Origin of the sequence: Akkermansia sp. BCRC 18949, from assembly GCF_045011645.1 — a bacterium.
In the GTDB taxonomy this organism is placed as follows: Bacteria; Verrucomicrobiota; Verrucomicrobiia; order Verrucomicrobiales; family Akkermansiaceae; genus Akkermansia; species Akkermansia massiliensis.
Genome location: NZ_CP123619.1, coordinates 493,991 through 513,886, shown reverse-complemented (window position 1 = coordinate 513,886; position 19,896 = coordinate 493,991). Strand labels below are relative to the sequence as shown.

The window sequence follows — 19,896 nt, the reverse complement described above, 5'->3', positions numbered from 1 at the left end:
GCAATTGTTCGCGTACTGCGTATCTACAGTGATTGCATAAATACAATACAACGTTGTCAATAAAAACCCGGTGGAAGGAATGAAAAACAATCCTGTAAGAACTATTTTTCTCCACAGGGGTTCGTAGGATACTCTTTGTACTGATAGGATTCCATTATTTAACGAAAAGGAAAGCGAGTAATTTATTTTATTAATGAGATTTTCATTTAAATTAAGTCCTTGAATCATCTTATTTTTTAATGATTAATATCATGAGTTACAGTATTTTTTTAGTATAGCCAATGAAGAAGCTGTTGCAAGATTTTTTTCAGGGTAACTATAGCTTCCTCCTGCGGAAATTGTCTTATTGAATCCTAAGACCCCTATATTGATATAGGCGCTCCATGAAATGTTTGCCTGAAGTGAAATATCACCATTACATAAATTAAGACATAAATCTCCAGATCCTGAAGCATTTGCACCAAAACGTTGTCGATTAAACTGTCCCGTTGATTTATTTCTATAGCCTCTGCGTCTGTATTCTGCAACAGCAAAGGCTTCTACGGATACACATACTTTAATATTAGACAATTTTTTACATTTATCGTGAGAAATTTTAGCTTTGCCTCCTACCCTAAGTCCTGCATCAACATGTACACGCAAATATTTGGAGGCAAGTTTATCAATTTTTTTAACGCCTGGTATTGTCCACTGCCAAGCTGCATAAAATTCGCCTGAAACTTTGAAGTAGGGATCAGTTTGTATTTCTCCTTGTACTCTTGCATAAAATGGAGCACCAATGATCCCTAGATTGACTTCATAGGAGACGGTGTATAATCCAATAATATCATTAGATATTGTAGGTGAATTATAGATATAAGAGTACAAATTCCAGCCTCCTTGTTCGGAGATAGGATCCCGATTGATCCACCTGCCGTCTGCTGGGTTGGAATGGCGGTAATTGTAGTAAACAAGCCCCAGTTCGTCATCTGCATACTCGCAGGAAAACCTGAACTTGTTCTCCCGGGCCATATCCCCTTCTTCCGTGATAGGACTTCCGAAGGGAGCATACTCGTAGTGTGCTTGTTGTTTCTGCTGACCGTCAAAGATGGAAGTGACGTTCTTCAAGGCATCGTGCATGAAGTAGAGATGCTCTTTTACTTTCATTCCGTTTTCCTGCCAGCATGTCATCATCAAGACGCGCGTTGCCGTCGGTTCCGTTGGATCCCACAGGTAACTCTTTACCAGCAAGGGTTCAGGATGCCTTAAATCCAGCTCGGCTACCTGCAAATAGTCCCGGTACAGGAACCAGGAATGGCTGAATACTGCCCCATTGACGGTGGCCTTCTTCTCGAAGCGCCTTCCCTGGTAGTCGTAGGAGCAGGTAATCACGGTTCTTCCGTCTTCCTGAGTGAAGATCACGGGGCGGTCGTTGGCGTCGTAGCTCACCTCCCAGATGCCCGTTGAGGTCATGATGCGGGTCTGGTTGCCGTCGGCATCGTAAGTGGGAATGAATGGTTCTGTATTTCTGGTAATGTCCGCGTACTGGTTAAGACAGTTGGCATCGTAGGATACTTCTTCTTCCAGTTCCCGAGCGGTTTTGCGGTTGCCGATGTTGTCGTATCGGTAGCTGAAGCATCCTCCCCGGCTGAGCCGGTCTTCGACCAGCTCGCTGCGGCCATTGTAGGTAAAATCTCTTAGCGCGGCAGGAGTGGCGACATCCCAGGAATCACGTCGCTGAATGGGACGCCCCAGGGCGTCGTAGTCGTATTCGTGGCCGGCTGCCAATTCGCCGTCCACTCCCTTCCTGTAACCGATGGCGGTTACAATGTTCAGTGTGGGATGATAGGTGTGTTGGCGGACCATGCCGTTGGGGTAGGTGAGATGGTTGAGGAAGCCGCTGGCTGGATCGTATTCCCACGTGAAGGAAGATGCCAAACCTTCCAGATTCATCCCAATCATGCCACCCTGCTGGTCATAGTCAAGATGGGAGTGCTGCACGGTGCGTGTTCCGACCATCAGGCGGTAGCCTTCAGAACGTCCCAAGGCATCGTATTGTTCCTGGATGCAGCTCTCCACACCTCCAAAGGAAGTGTCCTGGATCATGCGGCCATAGGAATCGTAGGAAAATTCCCTGATGCCGGAGGCATCGGAGAGAGAGACCACTTGACCTAGATGGTTATAAGAATAGAGCCAGGGTATAGTTTGATCGCTGTGAGAAATGGAAACAAGTTCTCCGGTCAATGGCGCGTAGATATAGCTGGTGACGATCCCTCTGGCCTTGGTCAATGTCTCCAGACGGTTGAGATCGTCGTAGGTCTTGGAGACACAGGACCCGTCTGCATAGGTCTTCTTGAGTTCAAGCCCCGTAGCCTCGTCACAGAGCCACGTGGTGGTGTCCCCCTCGGTGCGGCCGGAAGGATCAGTGGCGATGTCGCCTTCGTTCGACCGGAAGGTAGTCAACGCCACCATGTGATCGGCTTCGTCGTAGGCGAAGCAAGCCGGCTGAATGGCGATGCCGTACTCGGCCGTCTTTCTGCCGCGGATGTCATAGGAATAGCAAACTGTTCCCCCCAGGGCGTCGGTGATACAGGCGGGATTGTCACAGCAGGGCGAGTAGCTGGTGGTAGTCACGTTGCCTGCAGAATCGGTAGTTTTGACAGGACGTCCCGCAAGGTCAGTTTCAATCGTCGCGACATTGTCTCTGGCATCGGTTTGTTTTAGAACCATTCCTGTGGAGGTATAAGAACGTTCTTGCGAGGAATGGACCCCGGCATGATTCGTTTGGCTTACCATAAACCCGTCGACGACAAGGATCTCGGCTGTGATATCGGAAGTGGGAATGCGACTGAACCGGGTGCGTTTGGTAGGAGCGGTATACTCCGTCCACTCGACGCTCTGCTGTCCGTAGACGTCCGTGGAAATGGTCTTGCTTTCCAGGAGGAGGTCGAGCTGGGAAACCATATTCTCCGTGGTCTGGGTGAGAGGAAGACCATCGGCATTATAGGTGGTGGAAGCCTGCACCTGGTAGACGCCGTCTTCCCGGAACCGGTAACAGGAGGAGTGCTCAGTGATTCTGTTTTTAGCAGGGTTATCAGGATGTAACTCGTCCAGCAGGACGGTTTTCTTCATGGCCTGCCCCAGTTCGTTGTATTCTGTGATAGTAGGAACAAGGTTCTCCGTTTGAGATCGGATCAATTGTCCCTTGTCATTGTATGTATTACTGGTGACAATGAAATCTTCTTTGGTATTGGGCTGTTCCTGCCTGATGGTTTGGCCGAAGCCATTTTCCAGAGACCGCGACAGCACAACTCCCTTGGACAAGGTCGTGGTCAGGATGCCTTCCCCGGTCAGCTCCAGCTGGGTCTCCATCTCTCTTTGCCCCGTTCCTCCTTGTAAGGTGGTTGTGCCGTCGTAGTAGGTTCGAGTGACCAGGGTAGCCCCTGCAGGAGTGGCGACGGTGGTGGTGAGTCCGTCATCGCTGTATTCCTTCCTGGTGACCCGTCCCAGGATGTCCGTAGAGGAAACGACCCGTCCCTGATCGTCATACTCCATGCTTTCCGTCGTCGTCATGGCTCCTATGTCGCGGCGTGTGGCAATCGTCCTTCCCGCCGCATCCTTCATGTAGGAGGTAATCGTTTCTGGCGTAGTCTCAGTAGCTGAGCGGATGGTTTCCACCAGCTGCTTGGCCGTGTTGTAGCCGTAGCTAGTGGTGATGCCGTCTTCATCGGTTTCCCTCAACGGGCCACAACACATCCATTCCGTCGTGCTGGTGCGCCCGTTGCCCTTCGTCGTCTTGACGAGCCTTTGCTCGTTGTCGTACTCGTAGTCCTCCGAGGCAATCAGCGACCAGTCCTTTCCGGTGTGAACGTATTGTTCTTTCCTGGTGGTGGCGCCGTTTTCAGCGATGTACTCTACGTTCCGGGTACTTTGTCCGGGAACGATGCTTCCGTTGGCCTGCACGGTCTCCGTCACCTTGTGGACGGCCCCGTATTCCGCGGTTGCTTCATAGGAATAGACCGTCTGGACGCCATTGACGCCCTGGCTCATCTTCCGCCTGCCCCGGGCGTAGGGGTATTCGGCTCCTTCACCATAGGTTTCCGAAATGCTCGCATGGACCTGGTCGGAACCCAGGGCGGTTTCCGTCACGGTCGTGCGGGTGGCCTGCGGGCTGTCTTCATACGTGTAGGTGCGCTTGAGAAGCTGGGTTTCTTCTCCATCCTCGGCAATAACCACCTCGGTTTCCGTAGCGGGTCTGAAGTCGTTAAAGCGCAGGTCGGCGTAAGTCGTGCGTGTCCCCTTTTCACCTCCTCCGGCCCAGGGAGCAGCGGAAAGCACGGTTCTGCCCTGGTCATCGTACTCGTAGCGCGTGTACCCTCCATCGGGCTTGATCTCCAGGGACACCCGGAACTGGTCGTTGTAGGTGTAAAGCGTAGTCTGGGCCAAAGGTGTGTTGTATCCCTGGGTGCTGCTGATGGTCAACCAGCCCCCTTCGGTGTACTTCTTGACTGTCCGGGTACAGGAAGAAGGCGTTTCATCGTTGATGCCGCGCAAGCTCTCAATCATTTCCCATTTGCCTCCGGGCAGCACGTTTTTCTCCACCGTTCGCACGGTGCGCTCATCCCCCTCTCCCTGGATGGTCGTCACCTTGTTGCCCTCCGTCCTTCGCTGCGTCCGGAAGACAGGCATCCCCTCCCTCTGTTCGGCGATATCCATCACCTGCACGCCCTGGTCGGAGCTCAGTTCATAGCTGACCGTCTTGTAGGGAGTTCCGGTGCCGGCAAAGCCGCGCGCATTCTTGCTCACCTGGCCGGGAGCGTACCATTCCAGGGTGAGCCTGTTGCCTTCCCCAACCGCCTGGAGCAGTCCCTGGGACTTGGACCAGATGCTCTCAATGGCTCCCGTGGAAGGATGGCGGTTCACCTTCATCTGACGGGAATAATCTTCAGCCGTGGTTTCCACGCCGGAGGCGGAGACCATGGAGACGACCTTTCCGGTGGCTGCCGAGAAGCGCAGGGTGCGCCCATTGCTCTGGACCATGTCCAGATAGGCGGGAGAGCCGCCGGTGCAGGGAGACATGTCGGCATTCAGCTTCTGAACCTTGTAGTTCAACTTGCGCGAACTTCCGGAGACGGAGGCTCCGGCATGACCGTCAGAACTCTGGAAGGAGATGGAACTGCCCGTGGGGCGTTTGACGGAGATCTGCCCGGTTGCTGGATTACAGGAGGCGGTCCATTCGAGGGGATGCTTGTAGCGCAGAGTGATGGGACATGGGGAGGAAGGTTCGGCAAGGGTGCGGGGAACGGGGGAATTATTTCCCCCTCCTGAGTCTCCGGTTTCTACTTCCAGTAAGCCTTCGCAGTCGTCGGCTCCTTCCGGATAGCCGCCGAAGAAATGGGAGGTGTTCTTGCTGCAATCGGACTGTTCGATGTCTTCGTCGCAATCACAGGAACAGGGGCATGGGCATCCTCCTTCCTCCGGCTCGCTGGAGGAGGAAGAGAGTGAACTGGAACTGCTCGAGGAAGAGCTGGAAGACGAGCTGGAGCTGCTTGAGGAACTCGACGACGAGCTGCTGGAGGAAGACGAAGAACTGGAACTGCTCGAGGAAGAGCTGGAAGACGAGCTGGAAGAATCAGGAGGCTCCGGAGCCGAAGAACTCTGCCAGGAGCTGGAAGACGAACTGCTCGAGGAGGAAGAGCTCGAACTGCTGCTGGGCTTGGGGTCAAACTCAAACGAATCTCCTCCCCCTGCCGAACTGCTCGACGAGTCCCCTTCTTCCACCTCCTGGTACAGGTTGACCAGCGTCAGCACCGTTTCTCCCTCCTTGCCGGGAGGCATCGTCTCCTCTGAAAGGTAATAGCCCAAGTCGGGCTCTCCTTCCTTGTCGCATATCAGGGCAATGCAGAACTCCTCTTGCGACCCCTGGTTGGGCTGGTGTTGATGGACGATATGGCACCAGTAGTATCCCTGTTCGAACTGGATCTGGCGGCAGAGAGGAGCAGAAGATCCGGCCTCCGTGGAGAGTTCCAGATCCTTGGCGGGAATGGAAAGGGAGATGGAAGAGTGGGCATGAAGGTGGAGAAAACAGGTGGCGGGAGCCATGACCTTGAGGTATCCGAACCATTCGTGACGGGTGGGGGAGGAAGCAGCGCGTTTGGGGATAAGGACGGGAGCGGAGAGGCCGTTGACCAGGAAGTTGCCCTGGGGCTGTCCGTTGGGGTACATGGGAATGAAGGGGTAGACGGTGTCCATGGCACCGATGTTGAAAGTGTTGTTCATGGTAATGAAATGATGTTTGTTCAATGGTTGCAACTACCATGAGAACAAGAATTACCAGTGTAAACACGCCGCGAACGTTATGGTATTCAAATAAACGATAATATTATCAACATAGGTATTTCATAAAATACATAATACTTCTTCTGATTCTCTTGATTAATCAAGGCGACAATACAGATTTTTCCAGTGACCAGCTTTAAAGTCCCAATCAAGCACAAGACATCTGATCATCCCTATCCACGACGCTAGATACCGCCGGGCAGCGAACTTTCTTTCCTCCTATAAGATTTCCCTGGAAGCACCGTCTAACCGAACGACAGTTCTACAAACGCTCTGCTTCACCAAGCCTCCTCCCACCTCACGATGCAGAAACATCATTCACCATCGACCGGCTTGGCCGTGGAACTCAGCGTGCACTGGCGCACGTAGTCGTACACCTTGGGGTCACTATCTCCCGCGGCCCATACTACCCGCAGGAAATCGGCGGGATGGATGTTGCCGTGTTCCCGGAAGAAGCGGCGGTCATTCTCACAGCAGTAGATGATGTCATCCCCCATGGAGCCGGCCAGCTTGGCCCGCGCCTTGGCAATCAGGCGCGGAAGGTAGGGAAGGCCGCTGAGTTCATCCCCGAAGCCCGGCAGGTCATACCCGATGACAGGCTTGCCCTGGTAAAACTGCCCGTGCTGGATGGTCAGGAAGAAGTCCCTGCGCGCCGCGGCCATCAATAGTACCGTGGTGGGGGAAGGTTCTCCCGTGCGGGCATAGAGTTCCACAAAGTCAAACAGTTCCCGCGTGCGGCAGCCGATGGAGGACAGGAAGATGATTTCCTGGTCCGTAAAGAAGCCGTCCACATTCCTGTGGCCTTCATGGTAACGCCCCACCGCCTCGCGGAAAAGGTCGTAAAACGTGTCGTTCCAGTCTTCCGCCATCATCTGCCCAGGGATTTGTGTTTGCGCTTGAAGTTCAGCATCATGATCTGCTTGGTCAGGTTTGCCTCAAACCGGGCCTGTTCCTCGCGGGACATTTCCGAGCGGGCCTTCAACACTTCCTGCGCTTCCTGAATGGCCCGTTCCACGCTGCCTTCGTCAATCTGGGAGGAGTTGAGGGCGAGGTCGGTCACCATCAGGACGTGGTCGTCATTAACCTGCACAAAGCCGGTGCCCACCACCATGCTTTCCTCAGGGCCGTCCATGGGCTTGTAGCGGAGTTCTCCCGGTTCCAGGGAGGTAATCAGGGCCGTATGATGTTCCAGCACGCCCATCTCCCCGAGACTGCCGGGCAGGTAAACGTATTCCACGGTGGCGGCAACCGCCACTTCATCCGGGGTAATGACTTTGAACTCCATGCTCATGGTTTGAAACGGCGGGAAAAGGGTTATTTGGCTTCCTTGAGGACGTCATCTATGCCGCCGCGCATGAAGAAGGCGTCTTCCGGAACCATGTCCAGCTTGCCTTCCAGGATTTCCTTGAAGCCACGGACGGTTTCCGAGACGGGCACGTAAGCGCCGGGAATGCTGGAGAAGACTTCCGCCACGTGGAACGGCTGGGTCAGGAAGCGCTGGATTTTGCGGGCGCGGCTCACGATGAGCTTGTCTTCTTCCGAAAGCTCGTCCATGCCCAGAATGGCAATCATGTCCTGAAGGTCCTTGTAGCGCTGCAGCACCATCTGCACGCCGCGCGCCACTTCGTAATGCTCGTTCCCCACGATTTCCGGAGCCAGGGCCTTGGAGGTGGAGGATAGCGGCTCCACCGCAGGGAAGAGCCCCTGGGCCGCCAAAGAGCGTTCCAGCACCACCGTGGAGTCCAGGTGGGCGAAGGTGGTGGCCGGAGCCGGGTCCGTCAGGTCGTCCGCAGGAACGTACACGGCCTGCATGGAGGTGATGGAACCGTGCTTGGTGGAGGTGATGCGTTCCTGAAGATCCGCCATTTCCTCCGCCAGGTTTGGCTGGTAGCCCACGGCGGACGGCGTGCGGCCCAGCAGGGCGGACACTTCCGACCCCGCCTGGGAGAAACGGAAAATGTTGTCAATGAAGAGAAGAACGTCCTTGTGCTCCTCGTCGCGGAAGTATTCCGCCATCGTCAGGGCGGACAGGGCCACGCGCAGACGGGCGCCGGGAGGCTCGTTCATCTGGCCGTACACCAGGGCCACCTTGGATTCCTCCGGCTTTTCCAGATTAATCACGCCGGATTCTATCATTTCATTGTACAAGTCGTTCCCTTCACGGGTGCGTTCCCCCACCCCCGCAAAGACGGAGAGGCCGCTGCGCGCCTTGGCAATGTTGTTGATGAGTTCCATGATGAGCACGGTCTTGCCCACCCCCGCTCCGCCGAAGGCGCCGATTTTGCCGCCTTTCAGGAAAGGGCAGATGAGGTCGATTACTTTGATGCCCGTTTCCAGCACTTCCGTGCTGGTGGATTGCTCGTCCAGCGGCGGAGCGCTGCGGTGAATGCTTTTCATGCCCGAGCAGGAGAGCGCGCCGCGTTCGTCCACGGCTTCACCCAGCACATTGAAGATGCGGCCAAGAACGCACTGCCCCACCGGTACCTCAATGGGGTGCCCCGTATCGCGCACGGGCATGCCGCGGCGCAGGCCGTCCGTGGAACTCATGGCCACGGCGCGCACCCAGCCGTCGCCGATGTGCTGCTGGACTTCCAGCACCAGGGTCTTGCGCTTTCCGTCGACTTCATAGTCCACTTCCAGGGCATTGAGCAGGGCGGGAAGCGTTTCAGCCTGGGAGAAATCCGCATCGACCACGGCGCCGATGATCTGAACGAGAGTGCCTGTGTTATTCATCATGAGAAAAACTTGGTGTTGAAATGGAAGGGATGAGGGTTTTGTTTGAAAAAGGGGTGAAAGAAGCGGAGTCCACGTTATTCCATGGCGCGCATGGCCGTGGTGATTTCCAGCAGTTCATTGGTGATTTGCGTCTGGCGCGCCTTGTTGTAATCCAAGGTAAGGCCGTCGATGATGTTTTTGGCGTTTTCCGTGGCCCCCTTCATGGCGACCATGCGGGCGGAGTGCTCGGACGCGCGGGCTTCCAGCACGATCTGGACCAGGCCGTGGAAGACGTAAAGAGGCAGGATGGTATCCAGCAATGCGGCGGGGCTCGGCTCCAGCAGGAATTGCTTATGGACGTCTTCTCCGTCCAGGGCCGCGCCTCCGGCCTTCGCCATCTTCATCAACGGTTCCGGTTCAATGGGGAGAAGCTGGCGGAAGATAGGCTTCTGGACCATTGTGTTTACAAAGCCGGAGAAGGCTACGAAGACGCGCCCGTATTCCTCCGCCTTGAATTTCTGCACAATGAAGTCGAACACCGGCTTCAGTTCCAGCAGGGAGAGCGGGTCCGTCAGGCTCCAGGTGGCTTCCAGCCGTTCATTCCATTTGGCCAGCGCGGCGTTCAGCTTGCGGCCGATGGTGATGTAGTGGGCATTTTCCGGAGCGTGCTCCCGGGTCATTTTGATGAGGTTGGCATTCAGGCCGCCGCAGAGGCCGCGGTCCGTGTTCACCAGCAGCACCAGGTCCGCGCCGCCGTGGGTCTGCATCAGGGGGCTGTTGCTGGTGTCTATTTCATCCTGGAGATGGTAGAGCACTTCCGCCAGGGCGCGGACATAGGGGCGCCCCTTCACGGCCTGGTCCTGGGCGCGGCGCATCTTGGCGGAGGCCACCATCTGCATCGCCCTGGTGATCTGGGACGTGTTTTTGACGGATTTGATCCGGCGTCTGATGTCTCTCAGGTTGCCCATGTTTCAGTGCTCCCGTAATCGTTAGTTCCAACTGAGCTTGAAGGATTCAATGGCGGCTTTAAGCCCTGCGTCTATTTCCGGCGTCAGATCCTTTTCCCTCAGGATGCTTTCCAGCAGGTCCGGATGCTGGTCCTTCATGGTGGCTTCCCACGCGTTCTGGCATTCCTTGATCCTGTCCACCGGAACATCGTCAAAGTATCCCTTCTGCATGGCGTACAGATCCGCGGCCTCCAGCCCCAGGGATTTGGGCTCATACTGGTTCTGCTTGAAGAGTTCCACGATGCGCTGGCCGCGGGCCAGCTTGGCCTTCGTGCTGGGGTCCAGGTCGGAACCGAATTGGGCGAAGGCCTGCAATTCCGTGAATTGGGCCAGGTCCAGCTTGATGGAGCCGGCCAGCTTTTTGATGATTTTCGTCTGGGCGGAGGAACCCACCCGGGAGACGGAAATGCCCACGTTGATGGCGGGGCGCACCCCCTGGTAGAACAGGTCCGTTTCCAGGAATATCTGGCCGTCCGTGATGGAAATGACGTTTGTGGGGATGTAGGCGGAAACGTCCCCGGCCTGCGTTTCAATGATGGGGAGGGCCGTCAGGGAACCGCCGCCGTGTTCCTTGTTGATGCGCGCGGCGCGTTCCAGCAGGCGGCTGTGCAGGTAGAATACGTCCCCCGGATACGCCTCGCGACCGGAGGGGCGGCGCAGAATCAGGGAAATCTGGCGGTAGGCCACGGCATGCTTGGAGAGGTCGTCGTAGACGATGAGGGCGTCCTCCCCCTTGTCCATGAAGTATTCGCCCATCGCGCAGCCGGCATACGGGGCCAGGTACAGCATGGCGGCAGGGTCGGAGGCGGAGGCCGCCACCACGATGGAGTATTTCATGGCGCCCGTTTCTTCCAGCTTTGCCACGAGGCGGCTGATGTTGGCGCGCTTCTGGCCGATAGCCACGTAGATGTTGTAAAGGGGCTGGTGGTCCGGCAGCTTGCCTTCCTCCGCCAGGCGGTTCTGGTCCGCCTGGGCGATCATAGTATCCATGGCAATGGCGGTTTTCCCGGTGGCGCGGTCCCCAATGATAAGCTCGCGCTGGCCGCGGCCGATGGGAATCATGGCGTCAATGGGCAGAATGCCCGTCTGCACGGGAACAGTGACGGACTGGCGGGAGATAATGCCGGAGGCGATTTTTTCCACAGGATAATACGCTTCCGCCTCAATCGGCCCCTTGCCGTCAATCGGCTCTCCCAGCGTGTTCACCACGCGGCCCAGCAGGGACCGCCCCACGGGCACGGAAAGAAGGCGTCCGGAGCATTTGACCAAGTCCCCTTCCTTCAAATTGGAATCATCCCCCAGAATCACGGCGCCCACCTCATGTTCTTCCAGGTTCATCGCCAGGCCCATCACGCCCCCGGGGAACTCAATCATTTCATTGAGCATCACGCCGCTCAGCCCTTCGATTTTGGCGACGCCGTCCCCCACGGAACGAATAATGCCCACGTTTTCCTGGCTGACGGAAGCCGTGGCTTTTTTAATTTCTGCTTCGAGTTCTTGAAGTATGTTGCTCATGGAAAAAAGTTTCGTTGGTTAATTGGAAAGATTGCGGGCCATCTCGGCCAGACGGTCGATTCTGGAGCGTACGGAACCGTCTTTCACGTCGTCCCCCACCTGGATGCGGATGCCCCCCAGCAGGTCCGGCGCCACCTCCCAGTGGTAGTAGAGGCCGTCGCCATATTTGGCCGTCAGCTTGGCTTGAATTTGGGAGCGTTCCTCCTCTGTCAGCGGTACGGCGCTTTGAATGGTGGCCGTACGGCTTTTCACGGCGTATTCCACCATGCGGGAAAAGGCCGTCAGCAGAGCGACATAGTTACGGGGTTTGCGTTCCGCAATTTTCCGGGCGATCAGGCGCACGCGGTCCTCCGCCACGGTATTCCCGTCCATGCAGAGCCGGAACAGCCTGCGGGCGGCATTGAGCGTGTCCTTTCCGATCTTCATAAAGCGTATCAGGAATCCAGGCTGTCGATCGCTTCCCGGTTGATTCTCCGCTGGTCTTCTTCCGTCAGCATTTTTCCGGTGACCTGCGCGGCAGCCAGGGCCACCAGCTGGCCGAATTGTTCTTTCAGCGCTTCGCGTTCCTTCTGCTGTTCCAGTTCCGCAAGCTGCCGGGCCTTTCTGACTATTTCCTCCGCCTTTTGGGAGGCCACGGTTTCCTGTTCCTCCAGCAGGCGGGAGGCGGCGGCCTTGGCGGCGTCTATCTTTTCCTGTCCCTTTTCGCCCGCTTCCACCAGCATTTCATGCGTCTGTTCCTTCACGGAAGCCAGCTGGCGCTCGCTTTCCTCACGCATTTCCTCTCCCTCCTCAATGCGCTGGCGCCTTTTTTCCAGAACGTTCTGGATGGGCTTGAACGCCAGGTAGCGCAGGATCACCACCATCAGGATGAAGGCGATCAGGTTGGCAACAAAGGGTTCCCAGCTTGTCACCCCGAAGGGCGCAAAGGGATTCCAGGACTGGTCGGCTATGAGATTCAGCATAAAATGAACGGGTTGAAACATGCCGGAAGTTTTCCGGACCGGCAGGAACGGCTGCGCCGCCCCGGAGCGGAAGAAGCTCCCTCCGGGAACGGGGCCTCCGGGTTATTTCACAAAGATGGAGATGAGGGCCACGCCTTCAATCAGGGCGGCCAGCGTAATGGCAATCACCATGATGGGGGAGGAGGCTCCCGGGTTGCGCCCGGTGGCTTCCGCGGCTTTCGCGCCGATGAGGCCGATGCCGAGGCCGGCGCCGATGGTGACGAGGCCGAAGCCCACGTTGCCGGACAGTTCGGCCAGGGAGGTCATTGCGGTAGGATCAATCATGTTATTGGTATGGTTTATGTTTTTTGTTGAACGTTCCCCCACAGGTTGCCCATGGTCCGGAACGGAAAGTTGGCGGTGCGGCTTATGAGGCCTTTCCGGACGGCAGGCTGTCCGGCACGGATGGTTCTTTTCCCTCATCCTTGGCGGCATGGCCGTGGGCATCCCCGTCCCCCACTTGCAGTTTGAGGAAAATCGCCGTCAGGAGGAGGAAGACCAGAGCCTGGATGAAGCCCACCAGCAGCTCAATCGCCAGAAACGGGAGTACGCACAGGGCGCTGAGGACGGGTCCGAACATGTGAGCCATGGTGTCAATGATCGTTTCCCCGGCGTAAATGTTGCCGTAAAGACGGGCCGCCAGCGCAATAGGACGGATCGTAATGCTCAGGACGTCCACCAGCCCCACGAAGATAAAGATGAGCACCAGCACGAATCCCATGAAGCCGGGCAGTCTTCCCTTGGGCCCGAACAAGTGGATGAAGAAGCCTTTCAGGCCCTGTTCCCGGATGGACCAGTAAAGCCACATCAGCGCATAAAAGATGCCCAGGAACATCGTCACGTTCATGTCCGCATTCGCCCCGCGGAACAGCGGCACTCCGTTATAGGTGATGGTCCCTACCCCGGGGAGAAGCCCCATGTAGTTGCTGACCAGGATGATGGTGAAGATGGTTCCGAAGTACCAGAAGTACTTGCGCGTCAGTCGCGGCCCCAGCAGGGATTCCACAAAGTTGTACAGAGTCTCAAAGAAGTATTCCACCGCATTCTGGAACCGGGACGGCAGAATGCGCATGGCGCGGGTAGCGGACCATACGACCACCCCTATCAGCAGAACCGCCAGAAAGAGCATCAGCATGGAGTTGGACACCGGCAGTTCAATGCCGCCTGGAAGCGGAATGGAGAACAAGTGGGGGGCGGCCTGCTCCAGTCCGTGCTCCGCTCCTTCCTCCGCCGCACACGCGCTGCCGCCCATCATGCCGGGCACCGCCAACGCCGCCAACCACAGGAACTGGAAAAATCTGCTCATCGTCTATCTTTCACCATTATCGCGCCAACTCCTGTAAATACGGGAAAAGGGAAGCCATTCCCTTTATTTGACGGTTTTGATTGTGTACTCTCCCCTCCCCCTTGGCAAGCCCAAAACTTGGCACGCGCACAAATTATATACATTTGTATATAATCTTAAGGCGGCGGCAGGCTTGCCGTTGCAAAACTCCGTTTTTTCTTCCGGGCATTAAAAAATTTTCCCGGAGATAACTTCCAGAACGGCAGGAACAAGAAGCTTCCGCCATCAACAAAAAAGCTTCCGGAAATTTCTTCCCGGAAGCCTGTAAATCCAATGGGAAACCCCTGTTATTTGGCAGCGGAAATAACGTGGATGTGGTACACGTCCCTGCCGTCCGCGGCCTTGCGCCCCGTAGCATGCACGCCCGTGACGTCGGAGGTGATCACGTCCAGGGTTTCCACGGCCTTCCGGATATCCTTGTTGCCTTCCGCCGCGCTCTTCAGGGCGTCACGGACCGGGACGAGGTTAAGCTGGGATTCCAGCGGAGCCACCTGCCCCGGGGCCTTCATGGATTCCTTGATGATTTCCATGCCGAAGGCCTTCGGCATGCTGATGGCCCAGCGGGTGTCGGAAACGCTCACCACCGGATTCAGGTCGGCGCCCAGCGGGCACTCGTAATCGTAGGTGGTGACATCCCCTTCCACGGAGGATTTGGGGGAGGGCAATTCCGTCATCTTGCCCTGGCTGGCCAGGGTAACGATGGTCTTGGCGGCGTCAGACACTTTCTGCCACGCTTCGCCCAAGGCGGCACGGTTCTTCACTTCATAAGCCGCGGAGAAGCGCGGGGCCGGAACATTCTTGAGCGTGGGGCTGGGAGCGCCCTGCATGTCCATGATGAACACGCCGGAATCCGTAAGGCCGGAAAGTGCGGTCTTGTACGCCTTCCAAAGTTCTTCAATGGTGGGCCGGGCCATCTGGAGCATGGGGGCAACCATGCGGATCTGGTCGCTTACGTCATGCTTCGGGTTGGAAATATACGCATTGCCGTAATCCCAGCCGATCTGCGCGATGTTTTCATACAGGGTGCAGCCCATGTCAACAATCTGCGGATTGATGCGGAAGGAAGAATACAGCACCGTATCCGCCCCGGGACGGACGGAGTTCATGGAGGAGGGAGCGTCCAGGAGGTAGAATTCAAGCGGATACGTGCAGGCTTCCACATGCACCCCCTGGTCCTGCCATGCGTAGTAGGAAACGGGCGTGGCATTCTGCGCCACCTTTTCATACAGCCCAAGGAGGCGGCCCTTCATGGAATCAAGCGCGGCCATGGAAGGAGCCAGATCGGCAATCTTCCAGTCGGTGCCTACCGTCTGCATCAGGTCCTTCAACCCGGAGAACATGCCCTTGTAGTAGGCGATGTCCAGGTTAATAAGGCCCTTGGCGCAAGCCTTGTCCGCAAATATCAGGCCATAGGCGGGATACTGGAGCTGGGCGTCAGCCATGGAGAAATCCGGACGCGCCAGAACAGAATCCTGGGGAGAAGCCGCCAGGCGGACCTGCTTTTCAGGATTGGTGGTTATAAAGCCCACGAGGGTATCATCCACGAAAGCGACGGCCACATACAGCTTGGATTCGTCCAGACGCTTGAGAGCCGCCTTGAGACGGTCCAGATTTTCCTGGGAGACGGTTATCTGGGCTTTAGCCTCTTCCAGCCTTTCTTCCAGCTTCGCCCGCAGTTTCTTGCAGTCCACTTCCGCTACCTTGCAAGCCAGGCCGTTGTAGGTCTTGTCATACAGGGAAACAATGCCGTGCAGTTCCATGTCTTCCGGGAGATTGGCGTCCTTCAGGGTAGCCTTGGCCTGGGCAAGGGCTTCCGGCGTCAATTTGGCGGCTACCATTACGGGAGCCGTCGCGGCCTGAGAGGGGCGCATATCCACCAAATCAATCCACTTAATGAGCATTTCAGTATATCTGTTGCCCATTACTTCCACTTCTGCGTCACTAGCTTTCTTGTTACCATTGATTAAATCCTGGTAAAGCTTATAACCGGACAGAATTCCCTTCATTTGGTGCAATCCCATGCCGGTAAAAGCGGGCTGCGCGCTATCCATCCACGGAGCCCATTCGGGGCCGAAGCCAATCATCGCGTCAATGACGGGGGTGTTGACGGAGCACTTTTTCCGGACGGGCTTGGGTGCATCCTCTCCCGGAATGGCTATGGATTCATCAGCGTCTTCCCCAGCGGAGCAGGAACCCCAGGTTTTGACCATGTTCAGATTCTGAACGCTCCTGATCATGCCGGGGACGTCGTAAACACCGGCTACAATACCCATGTCCATGGGAAAGAGGGCGGCGATTCCGAGCCGTTCCGCACGCTTCGCCACCAGATCGGAAGCAACGGGGGCGGAGGGATCAAGCGAAGAAGCCGGGGTTAAGCCGGCGGCATCCTGTCCGGCCTTGGCGGAAGATGATTTATTGTCGTCAGAGCAGGCGGCAAGAGCGCAGGTCAGCGCAAAACAGGGTATGGAGTAGAAATAATGCGTTTTCATTATCTTTAAACGTGGGGGTCATGATGCCATCCAACAAAAGCGCCGCTCCTTACGGCAACAGTCTCATCGACGCGCACCATCCGCATTATATAGGCGCTTCCACGCAATGACGCAAGCACAATGAAAAGCATTAACGGGCCAAAGGCCATGCATGACCTTGTTACGGCGAACGCCCTGAAAAGCATTGCCGGACGATTCCGCCTTCCTTAAAAGCCGGTCTAAAGAGGTTCCGCCATGGGAATGTCATCCTCCGGAAGGGGAGCCTGCGGCGCGGGAGCTCTTACGGGAGAGGAATGGTTGAGATGGCGGGGAATCTGATGGGGAAGGCCGGGAATGTAGTCGGAATCTCCGCGTCGGGGCGTGAGGGGTGCGGCGGAAGGCTCCTCCGACAAGGAAGGCGCGGACGGCCTGGCATGCCCGGAGGAACCGCCCACCGGGGTCGCCTTGATTTCCGCATCGGAAGAGTCGTCCAGATCGGCAGGGATTTCATGAACCTTGATGGGCTCCATTCCTTCCGGATCATACAGGCCGGGCGGCAGATTGTCCGGCACTACGGCAGGCGATCCCCCGCGTTCGCGAAGGGCGGCGGCAGCCGTTTCCGGGGTTTCCTCCACCGGTTCCGCTACCGGGATGTCGTCCTTGGGCGGGTCAATGATGGCCTTGATGTCCTTCTTCTCCGTCTCAAAGAATTCCTTCACGATGGGGGCAGCGGCGGCGCCCCCGCCCAGCCGTTCGTGGGCGCGGCCTTCATACAGCACCACATAGGCGAAGCGGGGATTGTCACAGGGCATGAAGCCGGCGAACCACGCCAGGCGCTTGTCTTCCCGTTCCGGTCCCCACTGGGCCGTGCCGGATTTGCCGGCGATGCTGGAATAGGACAGGCGGGCGCGGCCGCCCGTGCCGCCTTCAATCACCTCCCTCATGCCCTTGCGCACGCTGGCCAGGGCACGTTCATAGGCAGGCAGGGGGCGCTGGACCTCCTGGGGCTTGGGAGCGTAAATGACATTGGCGTTGCCGTCCTGAATCTGCTTGATGAGCTGGAGCCTGGGCAGGTAGCCGTTCGCCACGCCGGACATCATGTGCGCCACCTGGAGGGGCGTGACCAGCAGCGTTCCCTGGCCGATGGAAAGGTTGGCGGCGTCTCCGGACATGAAATCCCGCTTGTAGTTGCGGATCATGTAGTCGCTGGTGGGCACCAGGCCGGGATCGTCCGGAATGGGCAGCCCGGTGCGCTCGCCAAGTCCGAAGGCGCGGGCCGTATCCATCAGGGCTTCCGCTCCCAGCTTGAGCCCCATCTGGTACATGAACGGGTTGTTGGACATCGCCAGGGCGCGGATGCAGTTGATGTCCCCCAGGGGCGTCTTGCTCCAGTTGTTGAAAACGTGGTTGCCGATCGTGATGGATGCCGGGCAGTAGATCTGCGTATTTTCCGTGATCTTGTTGTTTTTCAGGGCGCTGGCCACCGTCAGCACCTTGAAGGTGGAGGCGGGGGGGTAGCGCCCCTGAAAGGCGCGCGCGCCCAGCGGTCCGGCGGGGTCGTTGCGCAGGGCATCGTAATCCTTCTGGGATATGTTCGGAATGAACATGTTCGGGTCATAGGACGGCGTGGAGGCCATTACCAGCACTTCACCCGTTACGCAGTCCAGCACCACCATGGCGCCGCGCCTCTTGCCGCGGGAAAGGATGCGCTCCGCATCCCGCTGCCATTTCAGGTTCAGGGTGGTGACGATGGCGCCGCCGGGCTTGGGGCGTATCTGAAGTTCATCCAGAATCTTGTTGCCGTCCTCGTCAAACATCAGGCGCCATACGCCGGGCGTCCCGGTCAGGTCCTTGTTGAATTCCTTTTCCAGTCCCGCGCGGCCTTCCACCTGTTCCCACAGCGGGTCCATATGGTTGATGGGGCCGGTAGGCAGTTTTCCCTTGGAACCCACATAGCCGATGATATGTCCGGCGATTTCCTTTTCCGGATAGGAACGGATGTAGATGGGCAGCAACTGGAGGCCGCGCACCCCCTTCACCTTGTCCCTCAGTTTTTCCGCTTCCTCCGCGCGGATGACGTTGGTGAGGGGAAGAGGCAACCAGCGGCGGTGCTCATAGTGCTTCCAGAGCTGGTCATCGGAAAAGGACCACGCCTTTCCGGCAATTTTCTTGGCCTGTTCCAGGCAGTTGCGCCCGAAGTCCACCACGCGGGAACGATCGGGATTTTCAAAAATTTCAAAACGCAGGGCCAGTTGGTAGGCCACGGAGGTCACGGCCAGAGGCTCTCCGTTGCGGTCCAGAATGGGGCCGCGCGGAGCCGGAATCAGCAGGGCCATGGTTCTGGCGGAAGGCCGCGTGCTGGTGTGCGCTTCCCGCGCCGCATCCATCCTTCCCCCCTTGAGGGAGGGAATCAGGGACAGGGAATCCAGGCCGTTCTGCTCCTTCTCCGTTTCCTTGGGCATTTCCGGGGCGTCAGCCACGCCTTCCCGTTCACCGGACGCCGTGCCGGATTCCCTCTTCTTATCCCCCAGGTCAACCGTTTCCACGGCGTCATCCTCTCCGCGCTGCTGCGCCGCAGCCTGGCGCACGGGCGTTCCCCCGCGGGAAGACGAATGGCGTGACGAGGACTGGCCCCAGGCCGTATCCGCCGTCCAGGCGGCCAACCCGGCCAGCAATACCAGGGAACGTATCAGAACCTTCATTTTCATCAGCTTGCAGGAGTGTGACAGATGCACCGTAAGGAATCAACGATTATTCACGCTCGCGCTTATTCCTGAACTACTACGGTTGTTCCCATGCCGCATTTTTCAAACAAAATGCGGCATGCCTCCACAGGCACCCGGATGCACCCGTGGGAATTGGCGTCCCGGAACACCGTGCCCACATGCAGCCCTATCCCGCCGTGAATGCGCATCCACAGCGGCATCTTGGCGCCGATGAATTTGCCACCGGACGGCACGCGGGAAGAAGAGGTGGCGTCCGAATTCACGCACAGGCCGCTTGCATCAAACACGCTGCCATAGGACCGGGAGCGGTAGTCCGCATCCTTCTGAATGATGGAGAATTTGCCGCGGGGCGTCTCATGGGTGGATCTGCCGGTGCACACGGGAAAGTTCATGGCCGGTTGGCCGTTGACCCACAGCACGCCGCGCTGGTCCTTCAAATGAATCACGATTTTGCTGTTCCGCGTCTGCGCCTGCCGGATGCGCTCGTCATGGTACCAGATGTCGCGCGTGAAGCGGTACTGGGGGTCCGCTACAAAAGCGTCATAGGAAGAAGAGTACCTGCCGTCCTTCATCAACGGCTTGCCATGCGGAGTCTTGGGCGTGGAGGAACAGGCAGCCAGCAGCAGGGAGACACACAGGAAAAGGAGAAAGGCGAGAGGGGAGCGCGGCATGCGGCCTGCTTTACCCTCTTCCCCCGTGGAAATCAAGCACGATTCCCCTCTGTTCCGGCATGTTTGGAGGAATCCTGATAAAGACGCCCTTTTCCGTCCGTACCTGTTCCCGTTCTTCCTCCCCGCCGCC

13 protein-coding genes are annotated in these 19,896 nt (G+C 57.3%); all 13 read right to left on the bottom strand.

What is annotated here, in order from left to right; genetic code table 11:
- Nucleotides 1-249 precede the first annotated feature (249 nt).
- Nucleotides 250-6,258 carry an RHS repeat-associated core domain-containing protein gene (locus P8A25_RS02080; RefSeq protein ID WP_404838746.1) on the bottom strand — a complete coding sequence of 2,003 codons (6,009 nt, stop codon included), beginning with the start codon at nucleotides 6,256-6,258 and terminating at the stop codon, nucleotides 250-252.
- A 374-nt stretch (nucleotides 6,259-6,632) separates the two neighbouring features.
- Nucleotides 6,633-7,190 (bottom strand): DUF5069 domain-containing protein, encoded by a 558-nt coding sequence (locus P8A25_RS02075; RefSeq protein WP_102722701.1) that lies wholly within the window; start codon nucleotides 7,188-7,190, stop codon nucleotides 6,633-6,635.
- Nucleotides 7,187-7,609: an ATP synthase F1 subunit epsilon gene (gene atpC / locus P8A25_RS02070; RefSeq protein ID WP_102726670.1), complete on the bottom strand. Its 423-nt coding sequence runs from the start codon at nucleotides 7,607-7,609 to the stop codon at nucleotides 7,187-7,189. The genes P8A25_RS02075 and atpC overlap by 4 nt, the downstream gene beginning before the upstream one ends.
- 23 nt (nucleotides 7,610-7,632) lie before the next feature.
- Nucleotides 7,633-9,051, bottom strand: coding sequence for a F0F1 ATP synthase subunit beta (atpD, locus tag P8A25_RS02065; RefSeq protein ID WP_102730141.1), 1,419 nt, complete (start codon nucleotides 9,049-9,051; stop codon nucleotides 7,633-7,635).
- 77 nt (nucleotides 9,052-9,128) lie between these two features.
- The gene (gene atpG, locus P8A25_RS02060; RefSeq protein ID WP_215443567.1) at nucleotides 9,129-10,001 is read right to left on the bottom strand and encodes an ATP synthase F1 subunit gamma; all 873 of its coding nucleotides are present in this window, start codon (nucleotides 9,999-10,001) and stop codon (nucleotides 9,129-9,131) included.
- A gap of 21 nt (nucleotides 10,002-10,022) precedes the next feature.
- Entirely contained in the window at nucleotides 10,023-11,555 is a 1,533-nt protein-coding gene (gene atpA, locus P8A25_RS02055; protein ID WP_215443565.1) for a F0F1 ATP synthase subunit alpha, read from the bottom strand.
- 18 nt (nucleotides 11,556-11,573) lie between these two features.
- Entirely contained in the window at nucleotides 11,574-11,981 is a 408-nt protein-coding gene (locus tag P8A25_RS02050) for a F0F1 ATP synthase subunit delta (RefSeq protein WP_102728746.1), read from the bottom strand.
- Between the two features lie 8 nt (nucleotides 11,982-11,989).
- Entirely contained in the window at nucleotides 11,990-12,517 is a 528-nt protein-coding gene (locus P8A25_RS02045; protein ID WP_022397544.1) for an ATP synthase F0 subunit B, read from the bottom strand.
- A 102-nt stretch (nucleotides 12,518-12,619) separates the two neighbouring features.
- Nucleotides 12,620-12,841 carry a h+transporting two-sector ATPase C subunit gene (locus P8A25_RS02040; protein WP_022397545.1) on the bottom strand — a complete coding sequence of 74 codons (222 nt, stop codon included), beginning with the start codon at nucleotides 12,839-12,841 and terminating at the stop codon, nucleotides 12,620-12,622.
- An 82-nt stretch (nucleotides 12,842-12,923) separates the two neighbouring features.
- Nucleotides 12,924-13,862 (bottom strand): F0F1 ATP synthase subunit A, encoded by a 939-nt coding sequence (atpB, locus tag P8A25_RS02035; protein ID WP_215443563.1) that lies wholly within the window; start codon nucleotides 13,860-13,862, stop codon nucleotides 12,924-12,926.
- Nucleotides 13,863-14,188: 326 nt separating this feature from the next.
- Nucleotides 14,189-16,390 carry a hypothetical protein gene (locus P8A25_RS02030; protein WP_404838745.1) on the bottom strand — a complete coding sequence of 734 codons (2,202 nt, stop codon included), beginning with the start codon at nucleotides 16,388-16,390 and terminating at the stop codon, nucleotides 14,189-14,191.
- 218 nt (nucleotides 16,391-16,608) lie between these two features.
- Nucleotides 16,609-19,077, bottom strand: coding sequence for a penicillin-binding transpeptidase domain-containing protein (locus P8A25_RS02025; RefSeq protein WP_215443559.1), 2,469 nt, complete (start codon nucleotides 19,075-19,077; stop codon nucleotides 16,609-16,611).
- A gap of 59 nt (nucleotides 19,078-19,136) precedes the next feature.
- Nucleotides 19,137-19,766 carry a L,D-transpeptidase gene (locus P8A25_RS02020; protein WP_215443557.1) on the bottom strand — a complete coding sequence of 210 codons (630 nt, stop codon included), beginning with the start codon at nucleotides 19,764-19,766 and terminating at the stop codon, nucleotides 19,137-19,139.
- Between the last annotated feature and the right edge of the window lie 130 nt (nucleotides 19,767-19,896).